Source organism: Nonomuraea sp. NPDC050022, assembly GCF_044460705.1.
GTDB lineage: Bacteria > Actinomycetota > Actinomycetes > Streptosporangiales > Streptosporangiaceae > Nonomuraea.
The window spans coordinates 153,201-170,158 of record NZ_JBITKE010000003.1 but is presented as its reverse complement, the minus strand read 5'-3'; the positions used below and the strand labels follow the sequence as shown (position 1 = coordinate 170,158).

The following is a 16,958-nucleotide window of genomic DNA, read 5'->3' as shown; positions in this document are numbered from 1 at the left end:
TCGAGGAGGGAGGAGGTCGGCCTCATCTATATCGTCCCAGCGGAGCAGGACTGGCCGAAGTACAGAACGGCGTACTGCCTGGCCGCCGCCGGGAACGGCGCGAAGCTCGTCGGCCGCGTGCTCAAGTTGCAGCCGGCTACGCCGGTCGGACGAGCTCCGGCGCCTGATGCCCACGCTGCCTTTCGCGCCGGTACAAGATCGCCCGAGCGGCCATCACCACGCAGCCGATGCCGAGGAGCAGGCCCCAGGTGATGTCGGTGAGGAAGTGCATGCCCCGGTACAGGCGGGAGAAGGCGACGATGAGCGGCGCGGCGATGCCGAGCACCCAGATCACCACCTGAAGCGCCCGGTTGCGGACGTGCATGCTCAGGATGAGCGCGACCGAGCAGTAGAACCCGACGGCGGCGCTGACGTGCCCCGACGGGAAGCTGGAGGTGGGCGGGGCCGGGTCGATGTGCTGCACCGGCGGCCGGTGCCGGCCGACGGGCGTGGTGGTGGCCAGGAAGATGAGCGACTGGCTCCAGACGGCCGCGATCAGGAAGATCGATTCCCGCCAGCGCTTGTACACGAGTCTGAAGACGATCGCGGCTATCGCGGTGAGTGCCACGATGTACGGAGTGTCCGAGAGGCTGGTGCCGAAGTCGGTAAGCGTGTTCCACAGTGGGGTGCGTCCGGCGGCCAGGCCCCGGCTCACCTCCGCCTCACCGGTGGGCCAGGCGACGATCAGCTTGCCCACGCCGAACGTCACCGCGGCCATCAGGACCATCGGCAATAAGATCGTCAGCGCGTAATACTTCGCGTGCTCAGTTTTGGTCATGGGTCACCTTCTCTGACTCGGGTTCCACTCCTTCGGCCAGCGGAGAGTTGGGCCTGCGGCCCTGTTCGCGCCGCCACGTCTCGAATCCCGCCGCGGTGGCGGCGACCACGGCCACGCCCAGGATGATCCCGGCGACCACGTCGCTCACCCAGTGCACGCCGAGCGCGATCCGGGTGTAACCGACCGACAGCACCAGGAACCAGGCGATTGCCCAGGTCACGCGCCGCCCCCACCGGGGCAGCATGGGCAGGAGGAGCAGGACGACCACTCCCGCGCCGAGCGTCACGTTGACCGCGTGGCCCGACGGGAAGGAGTCGCCGGGCGCGAGCGCGACGGGATCCGGCAGGTGCGGTCTGGCGCGGGCAGTGATGATCTTGAGCGCCAGGCCGAGCAGCCCGCCCACGGTGATGGTGGCGATCGCCCAGACGGCCAGCCGTCGCGCGCCCTTGTGCCACAGCCAGGCGGCGAACGCGATGACCGCGATCCGCCACGGCCACGGGCCGAACAGATCCGTCCACACGATGAGCACCCTGGTCACGTCTGGATGGGTGATCGCGTACGCGTGCAGATCATCGGCGACCTGCTTGTCCAGTCCGTTGACCGGCATCTTGGCCACGACGAGCAGCAGGCTGAACGGAACCATGATGAGCGCCACCGCGAGGCTGGCGATCGTCAGCCGCAGTCCCAGGCTGCGGTCAGGATCGACGCGAGCTTTGACCCATTGGCGGCTCACTGTCCTGATCCTCCCTCGGTTGGCATTCGCGCTCGGCTACCCACACAGCGGCCATTGATTCCTGCCTGAAAACCGGTGTCGAGGGTAGTCCGGTGACCATGTCCCCCACCGTGGCGGTCGTCGCGCACCGCAAGAAGACTCTCGGCGCAGGCCTGGACAGGCTGCGCGTGCTCATCACCGAAGAGGACGTCGGCGAGCTCCTCTGGTACGAGGTGCCCAAGAGCAAGAAGGCGCGCAAGAAGGTCCGGGAGGCGCTCAAGCAGGGCGCCGACCTGGTGTTCGTCTGGGGCGGCGACGGCATGGTGCAACGGTGCGCCGACGTGATGGCCGGCTCCGGCGTACCGATGGCGGTCCTCCCGGCGGGAACCGGGAACCTGTTCGCCAACAATGTCGGCATCCCCATCGACCTCGAAGAGGCGGTGCGCATCGGCTTCCACGGCCGGCGGGAGAAGCTGGACCTGGGAGTGCTGAACGGCGAGCACTTCGCGGTGATGGCGGGAGCCGGGTTCGAGGCCGAGATGATCGCCGACGCCGACCGGCAGGCCAAGGAGCGGCTCGGCAGGCTCAGCTACGTCAAGGCGGCCGTCCGGCACGTCGGCGGGCCGCTGGTGCCGATGGAGATCAAGATTGATGGGACGACGTGGTTCGACGGGGAGGCGAGCTGCCTGCTGCTGGGCAACGTGAGCACGATCGCCGGCGGCATCGAGGCCTTCGACGACGCCCAGCCGGACGACGGCTGGCTGGACGTCGGGGTCTCCACCGCCCAGGGGCCGGTCCAGTGGGCCCGGGTGATCGGCAGGATGGCCACGGGACGCTCGGACGACTCGCCGTTCGTCCGGATCACCCGCGCCAGGAAGGTGTCCGCCCGGTTCGGCGCTCCGCTGACGTACGAGCTCGATGGCGGCGACCGCGAGGCCACCACCCGTCTCAAGGCGAAGGCCGTCCCGGGCGCCCTCACGATCTGCCTGCCGCCGGACGGGCGCTCAGACGAGAGCTGGGACGGGTAGCTGTCATGAGCCGGCGGCCGCGGTGAACCGCACCATGCTCGGCTCCTCGCGATCCCGCAGGTCGGCGGCGGTGGCCTCGGCGCCGCGCAGCGCCCGCAGCACGTTGCGCCCGGCCACCTTCGCCAGATCGTCGTCGGACCAGCCCCGGTCGGCCAGGGCCGCGAACAGCCGAGGGTAGCCGCGCACGTCTTCCAGGCCGACCGGCAGCCCGTCGCACCCGTCGTAGTCGCCGCCGATGCCGAGATGGTCGATGCCGGCCACCTCGCGTATGTGCTCCAGGTGCGCCACCACGTCGTCGAGCGCGACAGCGGGCTTGGGGTGTGACTTCGCCCAGGTGGCCAGGAACTCATGGGTCGCCTCGTAGTCATGGGTGTTGACCCCGGCCGAGCGGGCGGCGTCGGTGCCCGCCTGCCGCCACTCCCAGTTGGCCTGCGACACGAACGAGGGCACGAACACGGCCATGCACACCCCGCCGTTGCCCGCCAGCGTCTCCAGCACGTCATCCGGTACGTTGCGCGGCGCGGAACAGATCGCGCGCGCCGACGAATGGGAGAAGATCACCGGCGCCCGCGTCACACGCAGGGCGTGGCGCATCGTGTCGGCCGACACGTGGGACAGGTCGACCAGCATGCCCAGCCTGTTCATCTCCCGCACGACCTCCTCCCCGAACGCGGACAGCCCGTGGTGCACCGGCTCGTCGGTCGCGGAGTCGGCCCAAGGGGTGTTGTCGTTGTGGGTCAGCGTCATGTAGCGGACGCCGAGCTCGTACAGCATCCGCAGCGCGCCCAGCGAGCAGTCGATCGAATGACCGCCCTCGGCGCCCATCAGTGACGCGATCCGCCCACCGGCGAAGACCCGCTCCACCTCGTCGGCCGTGGTCGCCAGGGCCAGCTGGTCGGGGTAACGCCGGACCATGGCCCGTACGCAGTCGATCTGCTCCAAGGTCGCGGTGACCGCTTGCCCACCGGGCAGCCCGCACGGCACGAAAACCGACCAGAACTGCCCGCCCACCATCCCGGCCGCCAACCGGGGCAGGTCGGTATGGGTCCGATCAGAGGTGTCACCGCTGATCTCGAGCCGGTCGAAGTCGTAGCCGACGAGCTGGCGGGCCGTCCAGGGCAGATCGTTGTGCCCGTCGATCAGCGGGTGCTCGCGCAGCAGCTCGGTCACGTGGCGCAACGAGTCGGTGGACGTGCTCAGAGAAGGTGCTTCCATGCCGATCAGCCAATCACAGGGCATGCCGTCGTGGCGGATCGACCTGCGTCCGACTCAGGTACGTCGCCGGCGGGGATCTCCCAAGCAGCGACGGGCTCAGGTACGCCGCCACCGGGCCTCTCCCAAGCAGTACAGGGCGAACAGCAGCAGCCCCAGCGCCACCACCGCCAGCAGCCAGGGCCCCGCCGGGGTGTCGGCGAACGCCCTGAGCGTCGCGTCGATGCCCCCGGCCTTGTCGGGGTCGAAGGTGATGGCCGCCTGGATCACGAAGACCCCGGCCAAGCCGGCGATCAGGCCGCGCGCGATGTACCCGGCGAGTCCTAGCCGGTCCATCACCGCACCGGCTCGCGGCGGCATCGGCCTGAGCTGTTTGCGGAACTCCTTCTTGATGCCGTACCGCACCCAGTAGACGCCGAGCGCGACGATGCCGAGCCCGACCAGGCCCACGATGACCTGCCCGGCCGGCAGCGCGAGCAGCTTGCCCGTCAGATCCTGGGACCGCTTGTCATCGGACCCGGTCTTGCCGGTCAGCAGCATGGTCAGCAGCGCGGCGCAGATGACCACGTAGACCACGGTCCGGCTGGCCGGCTCGACCCGGTCCTTGAGCTTGTGGGCGCCGAAGATCGCCTCGGACGCCTGCCACAGGGCCAGCGCGGCGAACCCGACGACCATGATCCATAAGAGCACGGCCCCGAACGGCAGCGCGGCCACCGTACTGATCGCCCCGTTCTTGTCGGCCTGCTTTCCTCCACTGCCGAACGCGATCTGGATCGCCAGCACCCCGATCAGCCCGTAGAGCACGCCACGACAAACCAGCCCAACCCGCGCGAGTTTGTCCATAGTCGGGCTGTCTGCCGCCCGGCGTGCCATCGCCTCAGCTTCGCTCATGGATTCTCCCGAGAGTCGTCAAAGACTCTCGGACTGCCCCGGATTCCGCGCTCTAGACCTTCACCCGAGCAGACCAGGGACGGCGCTCAGTCCCGATCGTCCATGACGCCGTAGGTGGAGGCCCGGAACAGGAAGGAGGCCCAGGAGCGGTAGGGCCGCCACGCCTCGGCCAGCTTCCGGTACGCGGCCGGCGGCGCGTCCTCCGGCAGGCCGTACGCCTCACGAAGGATCGCGAACAGGCGCGGCTCGTCGCCCGGGAACGCGTCCGGCGCGCCCGCGCCGCGTATGAGGATGAGGCCGGCGGAGAACGGCCCCACGCCGGGCAGGCCCCGCAGCTCGAACAGGGCCTCCTCCGGGGCGAGCGCGCGCAGGTGCTCGGTGGTGAGCAGGCCGTCGAGCGCCGCGCGGGCCAGCCCGCGCACCCACTCCTCCTTCTGCGCGGGCAGGCCCAGGCCACCGGCCTCCAGCAAGGTCACGGGCGGGGGAAAGGCCGGGTACACCTGTCCGTCCAAGGTGACCTTCGCGCCGTGCCGCTCCGCGATGCGCTGCTTGAGGCGGGCGGCGATGAGCATCGACGAGCGCTGTACGATCACCGCCCAGCACGCCGCCTCCCACGGGCTCCAGAAGCACACCGGCCGCAGGCCGGGCCGGGCCCGCTGCAGGTCGCCGAGCACCGGGTCGGCCTCGCCGAGCCGGGCGAAACCGGCGCCGTCCACGTCGAGGGACAGGATCCGCGCCACCTCGCCACGGATGCCCGGCCCCGCGGGGCGCGTCGTGGCGACGGCGACCCCGCCCGGCGCGGCCGTCACGCTCACGCCGATGGGCAGCCAGTCGGACTCCGCGCAGTAGGCGAAGCGCAGCGCCCGCCCGTCGGAGGGCAGCGCGCTGGTGGCCGGCCAGTCCTCTACGAAGCGCAGCGAGGCACCGAAGTCGAACGGGCCCTCGGTAGTGAGCGTGAATCCGTGCGTGGTCATGCGCCGTATGTTAGGAGGCCGAGCGGACCGGCCGGGACTCAGCCGTCGACCTCATCCTGATCATGTTTGCGCAGGCGCCAGGCGGCCTGGGCGCCGAGGCTGGTGTCGATGTGCTCGCGCATGACGGCGGCGGCGCTGTCGGCGTCGCCCGCGATCACGAACTCCAGCAGCGCCTCGTGTTCGGCGGCCTTGCGGTCGCGGGCCGTCTGGCCGCGTTCGACCTCCAGCGCGAGCCGCCGGTAGCGGTCGGCCTTGTCCCACAGGCTGTCGAGCGTCTGAATGAGCAGGTCGTTGTGCGATGCCGATGTCGCGGGCGAGCCTGGCCTGCGCGGCATGGGTATCCTCCCGCTGCAGTTCGTGCCTGGTCAGGGCGCCGACGAGCTCGGGCTGACGGGCCGGGAGACCATGACGATCCGTGGCCTCGGACCGATCGGCGACGGCCTCGTCCCGCCCACGCTGACCGTCACGGCCGATGACATCACCTTCGAGGTGAAGGTCCGTCTCGACACCGGACGCGAAGCCGACTACTACCGGCACGGCGGCATCATGCCCTATGTCCTGAGAGGTCTCATGGTGTGACCTCGTGCCGCCTCTGGGTAGGGGCCGACTGTAAGGCACGAGGAGGGGAACACTTATGAGCCGCATCGGAGAATGGCTGAAGAAGGCCGAGGACCTGGCCAGAGGGCACTCCAAGCAGGCTGACCAGGTGCTGGATCGCGCCGAGCGGTTCGCCAAGGAGCGGACCGGCCACAAGTACGACGACCAGGTCGAAAAGGGCGCGGACACGGTCCGGCGCCGTTACGGAGGAGGCGAACCGCAGCCAGGTCAGCCGCCGACGCAGCCCGGTCAGCCGCAGCAGCCACCGGAGTAGCCCGGACTGACGACGACTTGCCGAAGCGCGAGCGGCCGGCGCGGCGTCCGCTGCCAGCGGGTCCTAACGACGCCTACGTGGATCAGGGGCGCGCCGCGTGGCGGGCTGTTCCACCAACGTGGCGCCCGTCTCCGCCTCCACGGCCGGGGCGTAGCCCGCCGCTCGCAGGGCGGTCACCGTCTCCCGCTCCGGGCTGGCGCTGATCAGTACGGTCGGGGCGATCAACCGCAGGCCGAGCGCGCGCAGCGGCTTGGCGTGGACGAGCTCGGCCAGCAGCGCCTCGTCGTCGGAGCGGATGCAGCAGCCGGATCGCACCACCCGCATCCGCCCATGGGTCCGTCCGACATCCTTGATCAGGTATTCCAGCGGCTGCGGCAGCTCGCCCTCCGCCACGGCCCGGAGCTGGTCGAGCAGGGTGTCCGGCTGGTGGCCGGAGTCGAGGGCGTGGCGTACCGAGGCGTGGCTGATGCGCCACACCACCGCGTGGCCTTCCGATTCGCGCACGCCGACCGCGTTGAGCAGGGCGGCCAGTTTCGCCTCAGGGGTGCCGCTCACCACGGCGGTCAGGTCGGTCTGGAAGCGGGCCGTGGTCCGGGGCGCGGGCAGTATTTCGGTCAGTACCGGGGCGAGCGCGGCGTCCGCGCTCTTCCATGCCTCGCCGGTACGGAGCAGGTCGAGGACGGTGTGGCCGAGCCGGGTCAAGGCGCCCTGGCCGGTGACGCCGAGAAGCGCGGCCTCGCGGAGCGTGGACTCGATGCGCTGGGCACCGGCCGGGCCCTGCGGAATCCGTGCGGGGCGGTGCCAGGTAGCCGCGGGCACCAGGTACGGCGGTGCGTCGGCCGCGCGCAGCGAAGGGGCGGCGCCCAGGGCCTCCAGCAGCGCGTAACGCAGGCTGACGGCGTCCGGGTCGTCCGTGCCGGCCAGGGCGACGGGTGTCTGGTCGGGGTCGGGCCACCAGAGCGGGATGTCACGGCACACGGTCCAGGCGGCGATGATCGGCACCAGCCGCTGGGCGGGAGTGCGCGACAGCCAGCGGTCATAGGCCGTGGTGGGCAGGACGACCTGGGTGGGCGGCGGCACCTTGGCGCGGCGGTTTGCGGGCGGCTCGGCAGGCTCGGCCAGGAGGCCCAGCAGGCCGGCGCGGAAGCAGAGCTCCAGCAGGAAACGGACGGTCTCCGGGTCGGCGATGTCCTTGGCCAGGCGTTTGGTGTCGCGCACCGCGACCCCGCCGGATTTGCGTACGGTGAGCGGCTGTTCGGCGCAGCCGGCGAGCAGCCGTTCGAGCTGCCAGGTGAGCGTGCCCAGCGCCGCCGCGGCCGCGGGTTCGACGCCCTCGGCCCGTTCCAGGCCGTGCGGCTCGGGAGGGTAGGGGGTGAACGTCGCCCGCAGCTCGCCCCGGACGGCGATCGCGACCTCGGCCGGCAGCTCGGCTATGTGGGGCACGCCTGCCGGGAGCAGCAGCCCGCGCGCCGCCAGCCAGTCCGCGCCGGCGTGTCCCGAACCGCCGGCGAAGACGTACTTGTTGCTGCCGTACGACCCCGCCTGGTGGAAACAGTGGGCCTCGACCATGGGCCCCTCATACGTGAGCCGCGCCAGCAGCTCCGTGGCCGAGGCGGGTGCCTTGTCCAGCAGAGCGCGCAGGCGTACCGGATCCGTCAGGTACGCCACGACGTCGCGTTCGGCGGCTTCCCGGCTCGGCGCCTTGTCCAGCCCCAGCGCGGTGGCCAGCCGATGGACCTCGGGCGCGTTGAAATAGCGGGCGACGAGGTAGGCGACGGAGCGGCCCAGCCCCATGCCGTCCGCCAGGTTCCGGTGGATGTAGGGCGCCACCGAGCACTGCTCGCCATGGGGCGGCTGAAGCAGGGCCTGGTCGGCCAGCCGTGCCAGGGCGGCGTTCGCCTCCGCCCGCAGGTCCTGGTCCTGTCCCGCCAGGAGGGTCAGCAGCTCGGCCCGGGGAACCGGGCGTGGGTCGGGGGTGCGCCAGTAGTCGTCGGGGAAGGGGCCGTAGCGCTGGGTGGCCAGCCAGGCGATCGCGCGCAGGACCTGGAGCTCCGGGAGCGTGCAGAAGCCCACCAACCGGGAGACCACAAGATCCTGGTTGAGCAGATGGGCGTAGTCCTCCAGTGACGGCTCGCGACCGCGAACGCGCAGCGCGCCGCGATCGGCCACGAGCGCCAACTGCTCGGGAGCGCGCGAGGTGAGCCAGTCCATGAGGGCGTCGCGGGGCATGCCTGGCAGCGTAGTACGCGGTGGTCGTCAACTCTTCTCCGTCGCGGAGAAACCAGCAGGTCTAGGGGCTCTCATCGGGGTATGAAGCCTCAGGGAGACGTAGGAGGCGCGCCCATGCGAGGTGAGGGAGAGGCCATGCTGGGCGCCCTGCTGGACGCGAGCCACCTGGCCGCGATCGAGGACCTGCCGGCCCTGGTCGCCGCGCATGCCGAACCGGCCGGGTTCGCCAACGCCACGATCTACGTGGTCGACCTGCAGCAGCAGTATCTCGTCCCGCTGCCCGGCCAGCGCGACGCGGCGGGGGAGTCGCTGCAGGCGATCCGCATCGACTCCACGCTCGCCGGGCGGGCCTATCGCAATGTGGAGATCGTGCACGCCAAGCTCGCCGTCGAAGGGGAGCCGGAGCCGCCGCCCGACGAGGACCGGCGGCGGCTGTGGGTGCCGCTGCTCGACGGCACCGAACGGATCGGCATGCTGGCGGTGACCGTCTCCGCCGGCGATGAGGCCGCCGATCCGCTGGTGAAGCAGCTGGCGGGCCTGGTCTCCCTGATGGTGATCAGCAAGCGCTCCATCAGCGACACCTACGCCTCGCTGGTGCGCGCGGAGTCGATGACCCTGTCGGCCGAGGTGCTGTGGAACCTGATGCCCAACAGCAGCTTCGCCAACGACAAGGTGGTGGTCAGCGCCGCCCTGGAGCCCGCCTACGACGTGGGCGGCGACGCGTTCGACTTCGCCATCGCCGGAGACACGCTGCACCTGTCGATGTTCGACGCCATGGGGCACGACACCTCCGCCGGGCTGACCGCGACGATCGCCGTCGGCGCCTGCCGTAACAACCGGCGGCGGGGGACCGGCCTGCTGGCGGCGAGCGAGGCCATCGACGAGGCGATCGCCGACCAGTTCGGTATGACCCGCTTCGCCACGGGCATCCTCGCCGACCTGAACCTCAAGACCGGCGAGCTGACCTGGGTCAATCGCGGGCACTATCCGCCGCTGGTGATCCGGCGGGGCCGCCGGGTGGCCATCCTGGAGACGGTGCCGTCGCCGCCGATGGGCTTCCGGCTGGGCCTGTCCGCCGGTCTGGAGCACTACCAGCTCGAACCCGGCGACCGCCTGCTCTTCTACACCGACGGCATCGTGGAGGCGCAGAGCCCGGAGGGGGAGATGTTCGGGCTTGAGCGGTTCACCGACTTCGTCGTGCGCCGCGAAACCGACGGGGTCTCGGCGCCGGAGACGCTGCGCCGGCTGATCCAGTCGATCCTCGCGCACCAGCACGGCCGCCTCCAGGACGACGCCACGGTGCTGAGCGTGGAGTGGCGCGGCGAGAAGGAGCACCGGCTCACGATGTGAGCGGCCTTGGCGCGTGATGTGAGCACGCGCCATGTGCGCAAAAGGAGCACCGCCCTACGATGTCAGCCATGAAGAGCGGAGCGCTGCTGGTGGCGGGCACCACGTCGGACGCGGGCAAGAGCGTCGTCACCGCCGGGATCTGCCGCTGGCTGGCCCGCAAGGGTGTCCGCGTGGCGCCGTTCAAGGCCCAGAACATGTCGCTGAACTCGTACGTCACCGCCGACGGCGCCGAGATCGGCCGGGCCCAGGCCGTGCAGGCGCGGGCCGCGGGCCTCGAACCCGTCGCCGACATGAACCCGATCCTGCTCAAGCCGGGCAGCGACCGCCGCAGCCAGGTGGTCCTCATGGGGCAGCCGGTGGCCGACGTCGACGCGATGGAGTACGGCCGGCTCAAGGACCTGCTCCGCGAGAGCGCGCTGGCCTCGCTCGACCGGCTGCGAAGCTCGTACGACGTGGTCATCTGCGAGGGCGCCGGCAGCCCCGCGGAGATCAACCTGCGCCGGGGTGACATCGCCAACATGGGCTTGGCCAGGGCGGCCAACCTGCCCGTGATCGTGGTGGGCGACATCGACCGCGGCGGCGTCTTCGCCGCCTTCTACGGCACGGTCGGCCTGCTGGACGCCGCCGACCAAGCCCTCATTTCCGGATTTGTCGTGAACAAGTTCCGAGGCGCTGCCGAGTTGCTCGAACCCGGCCTGGACCAGCTCAGAGACCTCACCGGCCGCCGCGTCTACGGTGTGCTGCCCTGGCTGGACGGCCTCTGGATGGACGTCGAGGACTCCCTGGCCCTCGGCAGCCGCTCGATCGCCCCACAGCGGCCCCACGGCGCCCAGACGCTCCGCGTGGCGGTGGTCAAGCTGCCGCGGATCTCCAACTTCACCGACCTCGACGCCCTGGCCGCCGAGCCGGGGGTGCTCGTCCGGTTCGTGACCGACCCGGCGGAGCTCGACGACGCCGACCTGGTGGTCCTGCCCGGCTCGCGCGCGACGGTCGACGATCTGGCCTGGCTCCGCGACACGGGACTGGCCGCCGCCGTCCAGCGGCGGACCGGGCCCGTCCTCGGCATCTGCGGCGGCTACCAGATGCTCGCCCGCGAGATCCACGACGACGTCGAGTCGGGCGCCGGCCGGGTCGACGGCCTGGGCCTGCTTCCGATCCGGGTCCGGTTCGCCGCGGGCAAGACGCTCGGCCGCCCGGCCGGTCACGCCTACGGGCATCCGGTGAGCGCGTACGAGATCCACCACGGCGTCGCGACCGTCGAGGGCGGCGAGCCGTTCCTCGACGGCTGCCGCGTGGCCGACGTGTGGGGCACCACCTGGCACGGCGCGCTGGAGAACGACGGCTTCCGCCGCGCCTTCCTCACCGAGGTGGCCGAGCGGGCCGGGCGCGCCTTCGTCCCGGCGCCGGACACCGACTTCGCCCTGCTGCGCGAGAGCCGCCTGGACGCGCTCGGCGACCTGGTCGAGCAGCACCTCGACACGGACGCCCTGCTCGACCTCATCGAGAACGGCCCGCCCGCCGTGCCGCCGCTGCCGCCGGGGGCTAGCGCAGGGTGAGCCGCTGGGCGCTGATCCAGTCGTCGATGAGCTCCCACTGGTCGTACAGCCAGCGGATCCGCGCCTCGCGCGCCGCGGGGATCCGCGAGGCGGGCACCCGCCACCACTTGGCGGTGATGTGCGCGCTGACCGGCAGTTTGTGCCACACGTCGCCGATCGTGACGAGGTCGTCCAGGCCGGTGTGCGCGACGAAGATGACGTCGGCCGCCGGGCAGGACTCGATGGCCGCGATGGCGCCGCCGGGGCGGGGCGGCAGCAGGTGGTCCATGCCACGGGCCCGCGACGCCTCCTCTTTCAGCCCTTTCTCCTCCAGCCGCCGGATCGCCAGCCGGCGGCGGCGCGGGGTGAAGTTGCCGCCCTCAGGGAAGATCACCAGGGCGTCGTTCTCGTCCATGGGCGCGGACAGCCGCCTGATCTCTTCGATGATGCCGCTGTCGGCGGTGCGGCGGGGCACGAAGGCGTTCGGCAGCCGGTTGATCACCACGTCCAGCGACGGGTCGAACTGCAGCGCGGCCTTCATCACGATCCGGGGCCGCCGGCCGTACAGGGAGAGCAGATGGTAGATCAGCAGGAAGGAGTCGCCGGGACCCGCGTGACGGGCCAGGACGATCACCGGGCGGGTCAGGCGGGCGGCCTGCTCCTCTTCGGTGCGCGGCGGTTCGTGGATGTCGACGGTGAGCCGGAAGATCCGTACGGCGGCGCCGTACACCTTGGTCAGGAACCACTTGATCAGCGCGTAGTGCCGCTCCTGATCCCGGTCGCGGCCGAACGCCCCAGCCACCCAGAGTCCGAGGCAGGCGATGAGCACCGCCGACTCCAGCGTCAGCCAGGCCACCCCGAACCAGACGAAGCGCAGCCCACGGCGCTGCGGCGGCGGGAGCCGCAGTGAGGCGGCGAACGTCACCCCGACCCACACCGGCAACGTGATGAGCACGACCACGGTCACCACGATGACCAGGGGGGCGAGGATGAGCCGTCGCAGGATGCGTGGGGGCAACAACAACGTCGGCCTCCAGGATGTCAGGTCTTCATCGTCCTCCTGTCCTCAGGTATCGGGAAGATGCGTGATAGGCGCGTTCGATGTAGTGGGAGATCTGTGACAGGTCGCGGTAGCGCAGGTTCGACAGCGGCCGCGCCACTCCGGCGGGCAGCACGTGCACCTCGACGTCGGGCGGCAGCGTGGCCATCTCCTCGGCGAACCGGTGCCTGCGCGCGATCTCGAACGCCACCATGCCCACCTCCCAGGGCCGCCGCGGCACGGTGAGCGGGCGCTCGATCCGCCCGACGTGCAGGACGTAGACGCGCTTGGCCCCCAGTTGCACGGCCCGGCCGACGGGGATGCTGTGCACCAGGCCGCCGTCGAAGAAGTGCTCACCGCCGATGGACACGGGCGGCAGCAGACCGGGCACCGCGCACGAGGCCAGCACGGCGTCGACCAGCGGCCCCTGGTCGAACCAGTGGGCGGTGGCCCGCTCCACCGAGGCCGCCACGCACTGGAAAGGCACCGCCAGGTCCTCGATCTCTGAAACCGGCAGCATCTCGCTCAACAACGCTCGAAGCGGCCCGATCGGGTGCAGATGGGTGCCGGTCTTCGCCAAGGTGGACAGCCGGGTGACCCACGAACCGGCGAACGCCGTACGGACCACATCGGATCGCCACAGTGACGACAGCCGCTGCACCGCGCGGCCGGGATCGGCGGCCAGCAGCACGCCGTTCAGGGCGCCGACGGACGTGCCGACCACGAGGTCGGGCACGATGCCCTCTTCGTCGAGTGCCTGGAGCATGCCCACTTCGTGCGCGCCGAGCACGCCGCCGCCACCGAGCACGAACGCCGTCTGCACAGCAGCACGTTACCGGGATCCGGAAGTGAAACGGCCGGTGGTGCCACTGGAACCTGGCTCAACAGGTGTTCCGCGTTGGGCAGACTCGTCCCATGCGGCGTGAACGGCTCTTCACCATCATCGGCGGGATCTTCGCTCTGATCGGGCTGGTGCTGCTCTGTGTCGGCATCGCGCTGGCCGCCTCTACGGCAAGCTTCCTGGCCTCGGCCCAGCGGACCGACGGCACCGTGGTCGCGATGACCGCACGGACCACCACGACACGCGGTTCCGACGGTCATACCCGCAGGAGCACGTCGTGGTACCCGACCGTGGAGTTCAGCGTCGACGGCAGGAGGCACTCGTTTCGGAGTTCCACCGGCAGCAACCCGCCGTCCTACGAGGAAGGCGAGAATGTTCCCGTCGCCTATGACCCGGGCAACCCGTCCGACGCACGCATCGCGTCGTTCTGGTCAGCGTTCCTCGCCCCGCTGATCGTCGGGGGGCTGGGCGTGGTGTTCGCGCCGATCGGTGCGGTGTTGTTCGTCAAGGGACGACGGATGGCTCGGCTGCGAGCCTGGCTATGGAAGCAGGGCCGGCAGGTGTGGGCGGAGATCGAGCGTGTTGGACGCGACTTCACCGTGCGGGTGAACAACCGGCATCCCTATGTCGTCCATGCGACGTGGCGGGATGAGCAGACGGGCCGGACGCACACCGCGGTCAGTGACTATCTCCGCCATGATCCAGGCCCCCGGCTCCAGGGCCGGACCCGCGCGCGCGTGCTGTACGACCCGGCCAACCCGGATCGCAACCTGGTCGACCTGGACACGCCTCCGTCGTGAGGCCCCGAAGCCGCCGTACGACACTGACCGGTCTCCCGACAGGGCATAGCCGCGTTCGGTCGCGTTCTTCCTGAGTGACGGCCAGCCCACGGACGGCCGGCTCGATGCCTAGTTGTCCAGAGCCAGACGGAGGCCGAAGGCGACGATCACGATGCCCGTCACGCGGTCCAGCAGCCGCCTTACGGCCGGGGTACGCAGGGCGCCGCTCATGAGGGCGGCGAAGCCGACCAGCACGGTGCTCCACACGAGGCCTTCGGCCACGTGCACCCCAGCCAGCAGCAGCCCCATGGCCGCGTGCGGGGCGTCCGCCGGGATGAACTGCGGCAGCATCGCCACGTAAAAAGCGCCTACCTTGGGATTCAGCAGGTTCGTGAACAGGCCGCGCCGGAAACCGGAGCCGAAGCCGGTCTCCGGCGAGCCTTCCTGCGTGCTCGCCTTGGTCACGAGCATGCGGATCCCCATCCACACCAGGTACGCGGCGCCCGCCCAGCGCAGGACGTCGTAGGCCAGTTGGGAGGCGGCCAGGAGCGTGGACAGGCCCACCGCGGTCAGCAGGCCCCAGGAGAGGGTGCCCAGCTGGATGCCCAGCACGACGCCCCAGGCCGGGCGCCTACCGGACAGCAGTGACGTACGCAGGATGAGCGCCGTGTCGAGGCCCGGCGTGATGGTCAGGAGGGCGACCACTGCGGCGAATGACCAAATGGAGGGGGCGATGTCCATGTTCGGCAGCGTAGTTCACACCCCTCGTACGTCGGGAGGCGGCCATGCGCGCGCCACCTCCCGACGCTTAAAGCTCAGGGGATCAGGAGCAGCTTGCCCGTCGTACGGCGGGCGGCAAGGTCCTCGTGCGCACGGCCCGCCTCGGACAGCGGATAGCGCTGCGAGATATTGATCTTCAGCTGCCCGTCGGCGATCCACCCGAACAGGTCGGAGGCGCGCCACAGCAGCTCCTCCCGCTCGGCGATGTAGTTGACCAGCGTCGGCCTGGTCAGGAAGAGCGAGCCCTCCTTGTTGAGCCGCTGCGGATCGACCGGCGGCACGGGCCCGCTGGCCGCCCCGTACAGCGCCATGAGCCCGCGCGGCCGCAGCGCCGCCAGCCCGCCGTCGAACGTGGCCGCCCCGACGCCGTCGTAGACCACGTCCACCTGATCGCGCAGCACGTCGACGAAGTCGTCGTAGCGCAGCACCTCGTCGGCTCCGGCCGCGCGGGCCACCTTCTCCTTCTCCTCGCTGGAGACGGTGGTGTGCACGGTCGCGCCCCTGAGCTTGGCGAGCTGGATGAGCAGTTGGCCCATGCCGCCGGCGCCGGCGTGTACGAGGACGCTGTCGCCCGGCTTCACCTCGTACGTGGAGTGCGTGAGGTAGTGGGCCGTCATGCCCTGCAGCATCGCCGCGGCGGCCACCTCGGCCGGAACGCCGGCGGGCACGGGCACCACCCGGTCGGCCGGGACCACGGCCTTCTCGGCGTAACTGCCGAGCACGCTGGCCCAGGCCACGGTGTCGCCGACGGACACGTCCGACACATCAGGGCCTACGGCGGAGACGACACCCGCCCCCTCCGACCCGATCGAGCTGGGCAGATTGAGCGGATAAGCCCCGGAGCGGTGGTAGATGTCGATGAAGTTGACGCCGCTGGCCGCGACGTCGACCACGATCTCCCCGTCACCTGGCTCCGGGTCGGGACGCTCTACGTACTCGAGGACCTCTGGGCCGCCCTGGGCGGTGATGACTATGGCACGCATGCCCCTAGTCAACCTCTTGTCCGCACCCTCGATTCCACCTTCCGACAGAACCTTGGGTGTTTCACTCGATCTTGGCCAGTGCGCCCGCCTCCAGCGCGACCCAGATCGCGCCGTCGGGGCCCACCGTGAGCCCGTGCGGCTCGGCCTGGACGCCGCGCGAGGGCAGTTCGTACTCCTTGAGGTCGCCCTCGGTCGTGATGCGGCCCACGCGGTCGGCGGCCCATTCGGTGAACCAGAGGGCGCCGTCCGCCCCGGCGATGATGGCGTGCGGCCGGCAGGCCCGATCCGGCAACGGATATTCAGTAATTTTTCCGGAAAGGTCCACGCGGCCGATCTGGCCCGCGCCGATCTCCACGAACCACAGTGCCCCATCGGGACCCGCGGTGATGCCCACCGGCGCGGCCCCCTCCGTCGGCAGCTCGTGGATCGTCACCGCGCCCGACAGCGCGATGCGGCCGATGGCGTTGCCCTGATTGAGGGCGAACCAGAGGGCGTCGTCCGGCCCGGCGGTGATGGCCGCGGGCATGCCGCCCATCACCGGGATCTCGAACTCGGTCCGTGTCCCGTCCGCCGCGATCCGCCCGATCTTGTCGGCCCCCATCCGCGTGAACCACATGGCCCCGTCCGGCCCGGCGGCGATCCCGTAGGCGCCCTCCGCCTCGAACGACGTCACCTGACCCGACCCGGTGATCCGCCCCACCCGGCCGCCCTGGAACTCGGTGAACCACATCGCCCCGTCGGCTCCCGGCACGATGACCGTCGGCCCGCCGTCCGCCGGGTCGAGCTGGTGGATCACGGGTTCCGCACCCGGCACCAGCCTGCCGACCCGGCCCTGGTGCACGAGCGTGAACCAGAGCGCGCCGTCAGGGCCGGTGGCGATGCCGTACGGCGCGCCGTCAGAGATCTCGATCAGCATG

General features: G+C 70.8%; 18 protein-coding genes. 6 read left to right on the top strand and 12 right to left on the bottom strand.

From position 1 onward, the window contains the following. Positions 1-136 precede the first annotated feature (136 nt). Positions 137-817, bottom strand: coding sequence for a phosphatase PAP2 family protein (locus ACIBO2_RS12250; RefSeq protein WP_358544739.1), 681 nt, complete (start codon positions 815-817; stop codon positions 137-139). Continuing rightward, positions 804-1,550, bottom strand: coding sequence for a phosphatase PAP2 family protein (locus tag ACIBO2_RS12245; RefSeq protein ID WP_358544741.1), 747 nt, complete (start codon positions 1,548-1,550; stop codon positions 804-806). The genes ACIBO2_RS12250 and ACIBO2_RS12245 overlap by 14 nt, the downstream gene beginning before the upstream one ends. A gap of 98 nt (positions 1,551-1,648) precedes the next feature. On the opposite strand from ACIBO2_RS12245, the gene ACIBO2_RS12240 reads away from it, so the two are divergent. Continuing rightward, positions 1,649-2,557, top strand: a complete 909-nt coding sequence (locus ACIBO2_RS12240; protein ID WP_358544880.1) for a diacylglycerol kinase family protein — start codon at positions 1,649-1,651, stop codon at positions 2,555-2,557. 3 nt (positions 2,558-2,560) lie between these two features. Here the strand turns inward: ACIBO2_RS12240 and ACIBO2_RS12235 are convergent, their stop codons facing one another. From ACIBO2_RS12235 to ACIBO2_RS12220, 4 genes are all read right to left on the bottom strand, one after another. Continuing rightward, a complete protein-coding gene (locus ACIBO2_RS12235) occupies positions 2,561-3,772 on the bottom strand; it encodes a dipeptidase (RefSeq protein WP_358544742.1) in 1,212 nt (403 codons plus the stop codon). A 96-nt stretch (positions 3,773-3,868) separates the two neighbouring features. Continuing rightward, positions 3,869-4,660, bottom strand: coding sequence for a DUF1206 domain-containing protein (locus ACIBO2_RS12230; RefSeq protein ID WP_397296832.1), 792 nt, complete (start codon positions 4,658-4,660; stop codon positions 3,869-3,871). 86 nt (positions 4,661-4,746) lie between these two features. Beyond that, on the bottom strand, positions 4,747-5,634 hold the full coding sequence (locus tag ACIBO2_RS12225) for a DNA-3-methyladenine glycosylase family protein (protein WP_397296829.1): 888 nt from the start codon (positions 5,632-5,634) through the stop codon (positions 4,747-4,749). 38 nt (positions 5,635-5,672) lie between these two features. After that, a complete protein-coding gene (locus ACIBO2_RS12220; RefSeq protein ID WP_358544747.1) occupies positions 5,673-5,969 on the bottom strand; it encodes an FCD domain-containing protein in 297 nt (98 codons plus the stop codon). Here ACIBO2_RS12220 and ACIBO2_RS12215 point away from each other — a divergent pair. Next, positions 5,968-6,213 carry a hypothetical protein gene (locus ACIBO2_RS12215; RefSeq protein WP_358544749.1) on the top strand — a complete coding sequence of 82 codons (246 nt, stop codon included), beginning with the start codon at positions 5,968-5,970 and terminating at the stop codon, positions 6,211-6,213. The genes ACIBO2_RS12220 and ACIBO2_RS12215 overlap by 2 nt on opposite strands. Before the next feature lie 55 nt (positions 6,214-6,268). After that, positions 6,269-6,505, top strand: coding sequence for an antitoxin (locus ACIBO2_RS12210; protein ID WP_358544751.1), 237 nt, complete (start codon positions 6,269-6,271; stop codon positions 6,503-6,505). 63 nt (positions 6,506-6,568) lie between these two features. Here the strand turns inward: ACIBO2_RS12210 and ACIBO2_RS12205 are convergent, their stop codons facing one another. Further along, the gene (locus ACIBO2_RS12205) at positions 6,569-8,734 is read right to left on the bottom strand and encodes a helicase-associated domain-containing protein (protein WP_358544753.1); all 2,166 of its coding nucleotides are present in this window, start codon (positions 8,732-8,734) and stop codon (positions 6,569-6,571) included. Positions 8,735-8,848: 114 nt separating this feature from the next. Here ACIBO2_RS12205 and ACIBO2_RS12200 point away from each other — a divergent pair, with 114 nt between their 5' ends. Together ACIBO2_RS12200 and ACIBO2_RS12195 are read left to right on the top strand one after the other, a co-directional pair. Next, positions 8,849-10,084, top strand: coding sequence for a PP2C family protein-serine/threonine phosphatase (locus ACIBO2_RS12200; RefSeq protein WP_397296824.1), 1,236 nt, complete (start codon positions 8,849-8,851; stop codon positions 10,082-10,084). A 68-nt stretch (positions 10,085-10,152) separates the two neighbouring features. Beyond that, positions 10,153-11,640, top strand: coding sequence for a cobyric acid synthase (locus ACIBO2_RS12195; RefSeq protein ID WP_358544755.1), 1,488 nt, complete (start codon positions 10,153-10,155; stop codon positions 11,638-11,640). Here ACIBO2_RS12195 and ACIBO2_RS12190 read toward each other — a convergent pair. Together ACIBO2_RS12190 and ACIBO2_RS12185 are read right to left on the bottom strand one after the other, a co-directional pair. Further along, entirely contained in the window at positions 11,627-12,643 is a 1,017-nt protein-coding gene (locus tag ACIBO2_RS12190) for a 1-acyl-sn-glycerol-3-phosphate acyltransferase (RefSeq protein ID WP_358544757.1), read from the bottom strand. The two genes, ACIBO2_RS12195 and ACIBO2_RS12190, sit on opposite strands and share 14 nt — an antisense overlap. Positions 12,644-12,668: 25 nt before the next feature. Then, the gene (locus ACIBO2_RS12185) at positions 12,669-13,481 is read right to left on the bottom strand and encodes a patatin-like phospholipase family protein (protein WP_358544759.1); all 813 of its coding nucleotides are present in this window, start codon (positions 13,479-13,481) and stop codon (positions 12,669-12,671) included. A 92-nt stretch (positions 13,482-13,573) separates the two neighbouring features. Between ACIBO2_RS12185 and ACIBO2_RS12180 the strand changes: the two genes are divergently transcribed. Next, entirely contained in the window at positions 13,574-14,299 is a 726-nt protein-coding gene (locus ACIBO2_RS12180) for a DUF3592 domain-containing protein (RefSeq protein ID WP_358544761.1), read from the top strand. 108 nt (positions 14,300-14,407) lie between these two features. Here the strand turns inward: ACIBO2_RS12180 and ACIBO2_RS12175 are convergent, their stop codons facing one another. The 3 genes from ACIBO2_RS12175 to ACIBO2_RS12165 form a co-directional block, all read right to left on the bottom strand. Beyond that, the gene (locus tag ACIBO2_RS12175) at positions 14,408-15,019 is read right to left on the bottom strand and encodes a LysE family translocator (RefSeq protein ID WP_358544763.1); all 612 of its coding nucleotides are present in this window, start codon (positions 15,017-15,019) and stop codon (positions 14,408-14,410) included. A gap of 74 nt (positions 15,020-15,093) precedes the next feature. Next, entirely contained in the window at positions 15,094-16,041 is a 948-nt protein-coding gene (locus ACIBO2_RS12170) for a quinone oxidoreductase (RefSeq protein ID WP_358544765.1), read from the bottom strand. Between the two features lie 61 nt (positions 16,042-16,102). Next, positions 16,103-16,957 carry a virginiamycin B lyase gene (locus tag ACIBO2_RS12165; RefSeq protein ID WP_397296817.1) on the bottom strand — a complete coding sequence of 285 codons (855 nt, stop codon included), beginning with the start codon at positions 16,955-16,957 and terminating at the stop codon, positions 16,103-16,105. Between the last annotated feature and the right edge of the window lies 1 nt (position 16,958).

Excerpts from the sequence above, each read along its gene's own strand:
- ACIBO2_RS12250 (WP_358544739.1), bottom strand. The coding sequence starts at position 817 with ATGACCAAAACTGAGCACGCGAAGTATTACGCGCTGACGATCTTATTG.
- ACIBO2_RS12240 (WP_358544880.1), top strand. The coding sequence starts at position 1,649 with ATGTCCCCCACCGTGGCGGTCGTCGCGCACCGCAAGAAGACTCTCGGC.
- ACIBO2_RS12235 (WP_358544742.1), bottom strand. The coding sequence starts at position 3,772 with ATGGAAGCACCTTCTCTGAGCACGTCCACCGACTCGTTGCGCCACGTG.
- ACIBO2_RS12230 (WP_397296832.1), bottom strand. The coding sequence starts at position 4,660 with ATGAGCGAAGCTGAGGCGATGGCACGCCGGGCGGCAGACAGCCCGACT.
- ACIBO2_RS12225 (WP_397296829.1), bottom strand. The coding sequence starts at position 5,634 with ATGACCACGCACGGATTCACGCTCACTACCGAGGGCCCGTTCGACTTC.
- ACIBO2_RS12215 (WP_358544749.1), top strand. The coding sequence starts at position 5,968 with ATGGGTATCCTCCCGCTGCAGTTCGTGCCTGGTCAGGGCGCCGACGAG.
- ACIBO2_RS12220 (WP_358544747.1), bottom strand. The coding sequence starts at position 5,969 with ATGCCGCGCAGGCCAGGCTCGCCCGCGACATCGGCATCGCACAACGAC.
- ACIBO2_RS12210 (WP_358544751.1), top strand. The coding sequence starts at position 6,269 with ATGAGCCGCATCGGAGAATGGCTGAAGAAGGCCGAGGACCTGGCCAGA.
- ACIBO2_RS12205 (WP_358544753.1), bottom strand. The coding sequence starts at position 8,734 with ATGCCCCGCGACGCCCTCATGGACTGGCTCACCTCGCGCGCTCCCGAG.
- ACIBO2_RS12200 (WP_397296824.1), top strand. The coding sequence starts at position 8,849 with ATGCGAGGTGAGGGAGAGGCCATGCTGGGCGCCCTGCTGGACGCGAGC.
- ACIBO2_RS12195 (WP_358544755.1), top strand. The coding sequence starts at position 10,153 with ATGAAGAGCGGAGCGCTGCTGGTGGCGGGCACCACGTCGGACGCGGGC.
- ACIBO2_RS12180 (WP_358544761.1), top strand. The coding sequence starts at position 13,574 with ATGCGGCGTGAACGGCTCTTCACCATCATCGGCGGGATCTTCGCTCTG.
- ACIBO2_RS12175 (WP_358544763.1), bottom strand. The coding sequence starts at position 15,019 with ATGGACATCGCCCCCTCCATTTGGTCATTCGCCGCAGTGGTCGCCCTC.
- ACIBO2_RS12170 (WP_358544765.1), bottom strand. The coding sequence starts at position 16,041 with ATGCGTGCCATAGTCATCACCGCCCAGGGCGGCCCAGAGGTCCTCGAG.
- ACIBO2_RS12165 (WP_397296817.1), bottom strand. The coding sequence starts at position 16,957 with ATGCTGATCGAGATCTCTGACGGCGCGCCGTACGGCATCGCCACCGGC.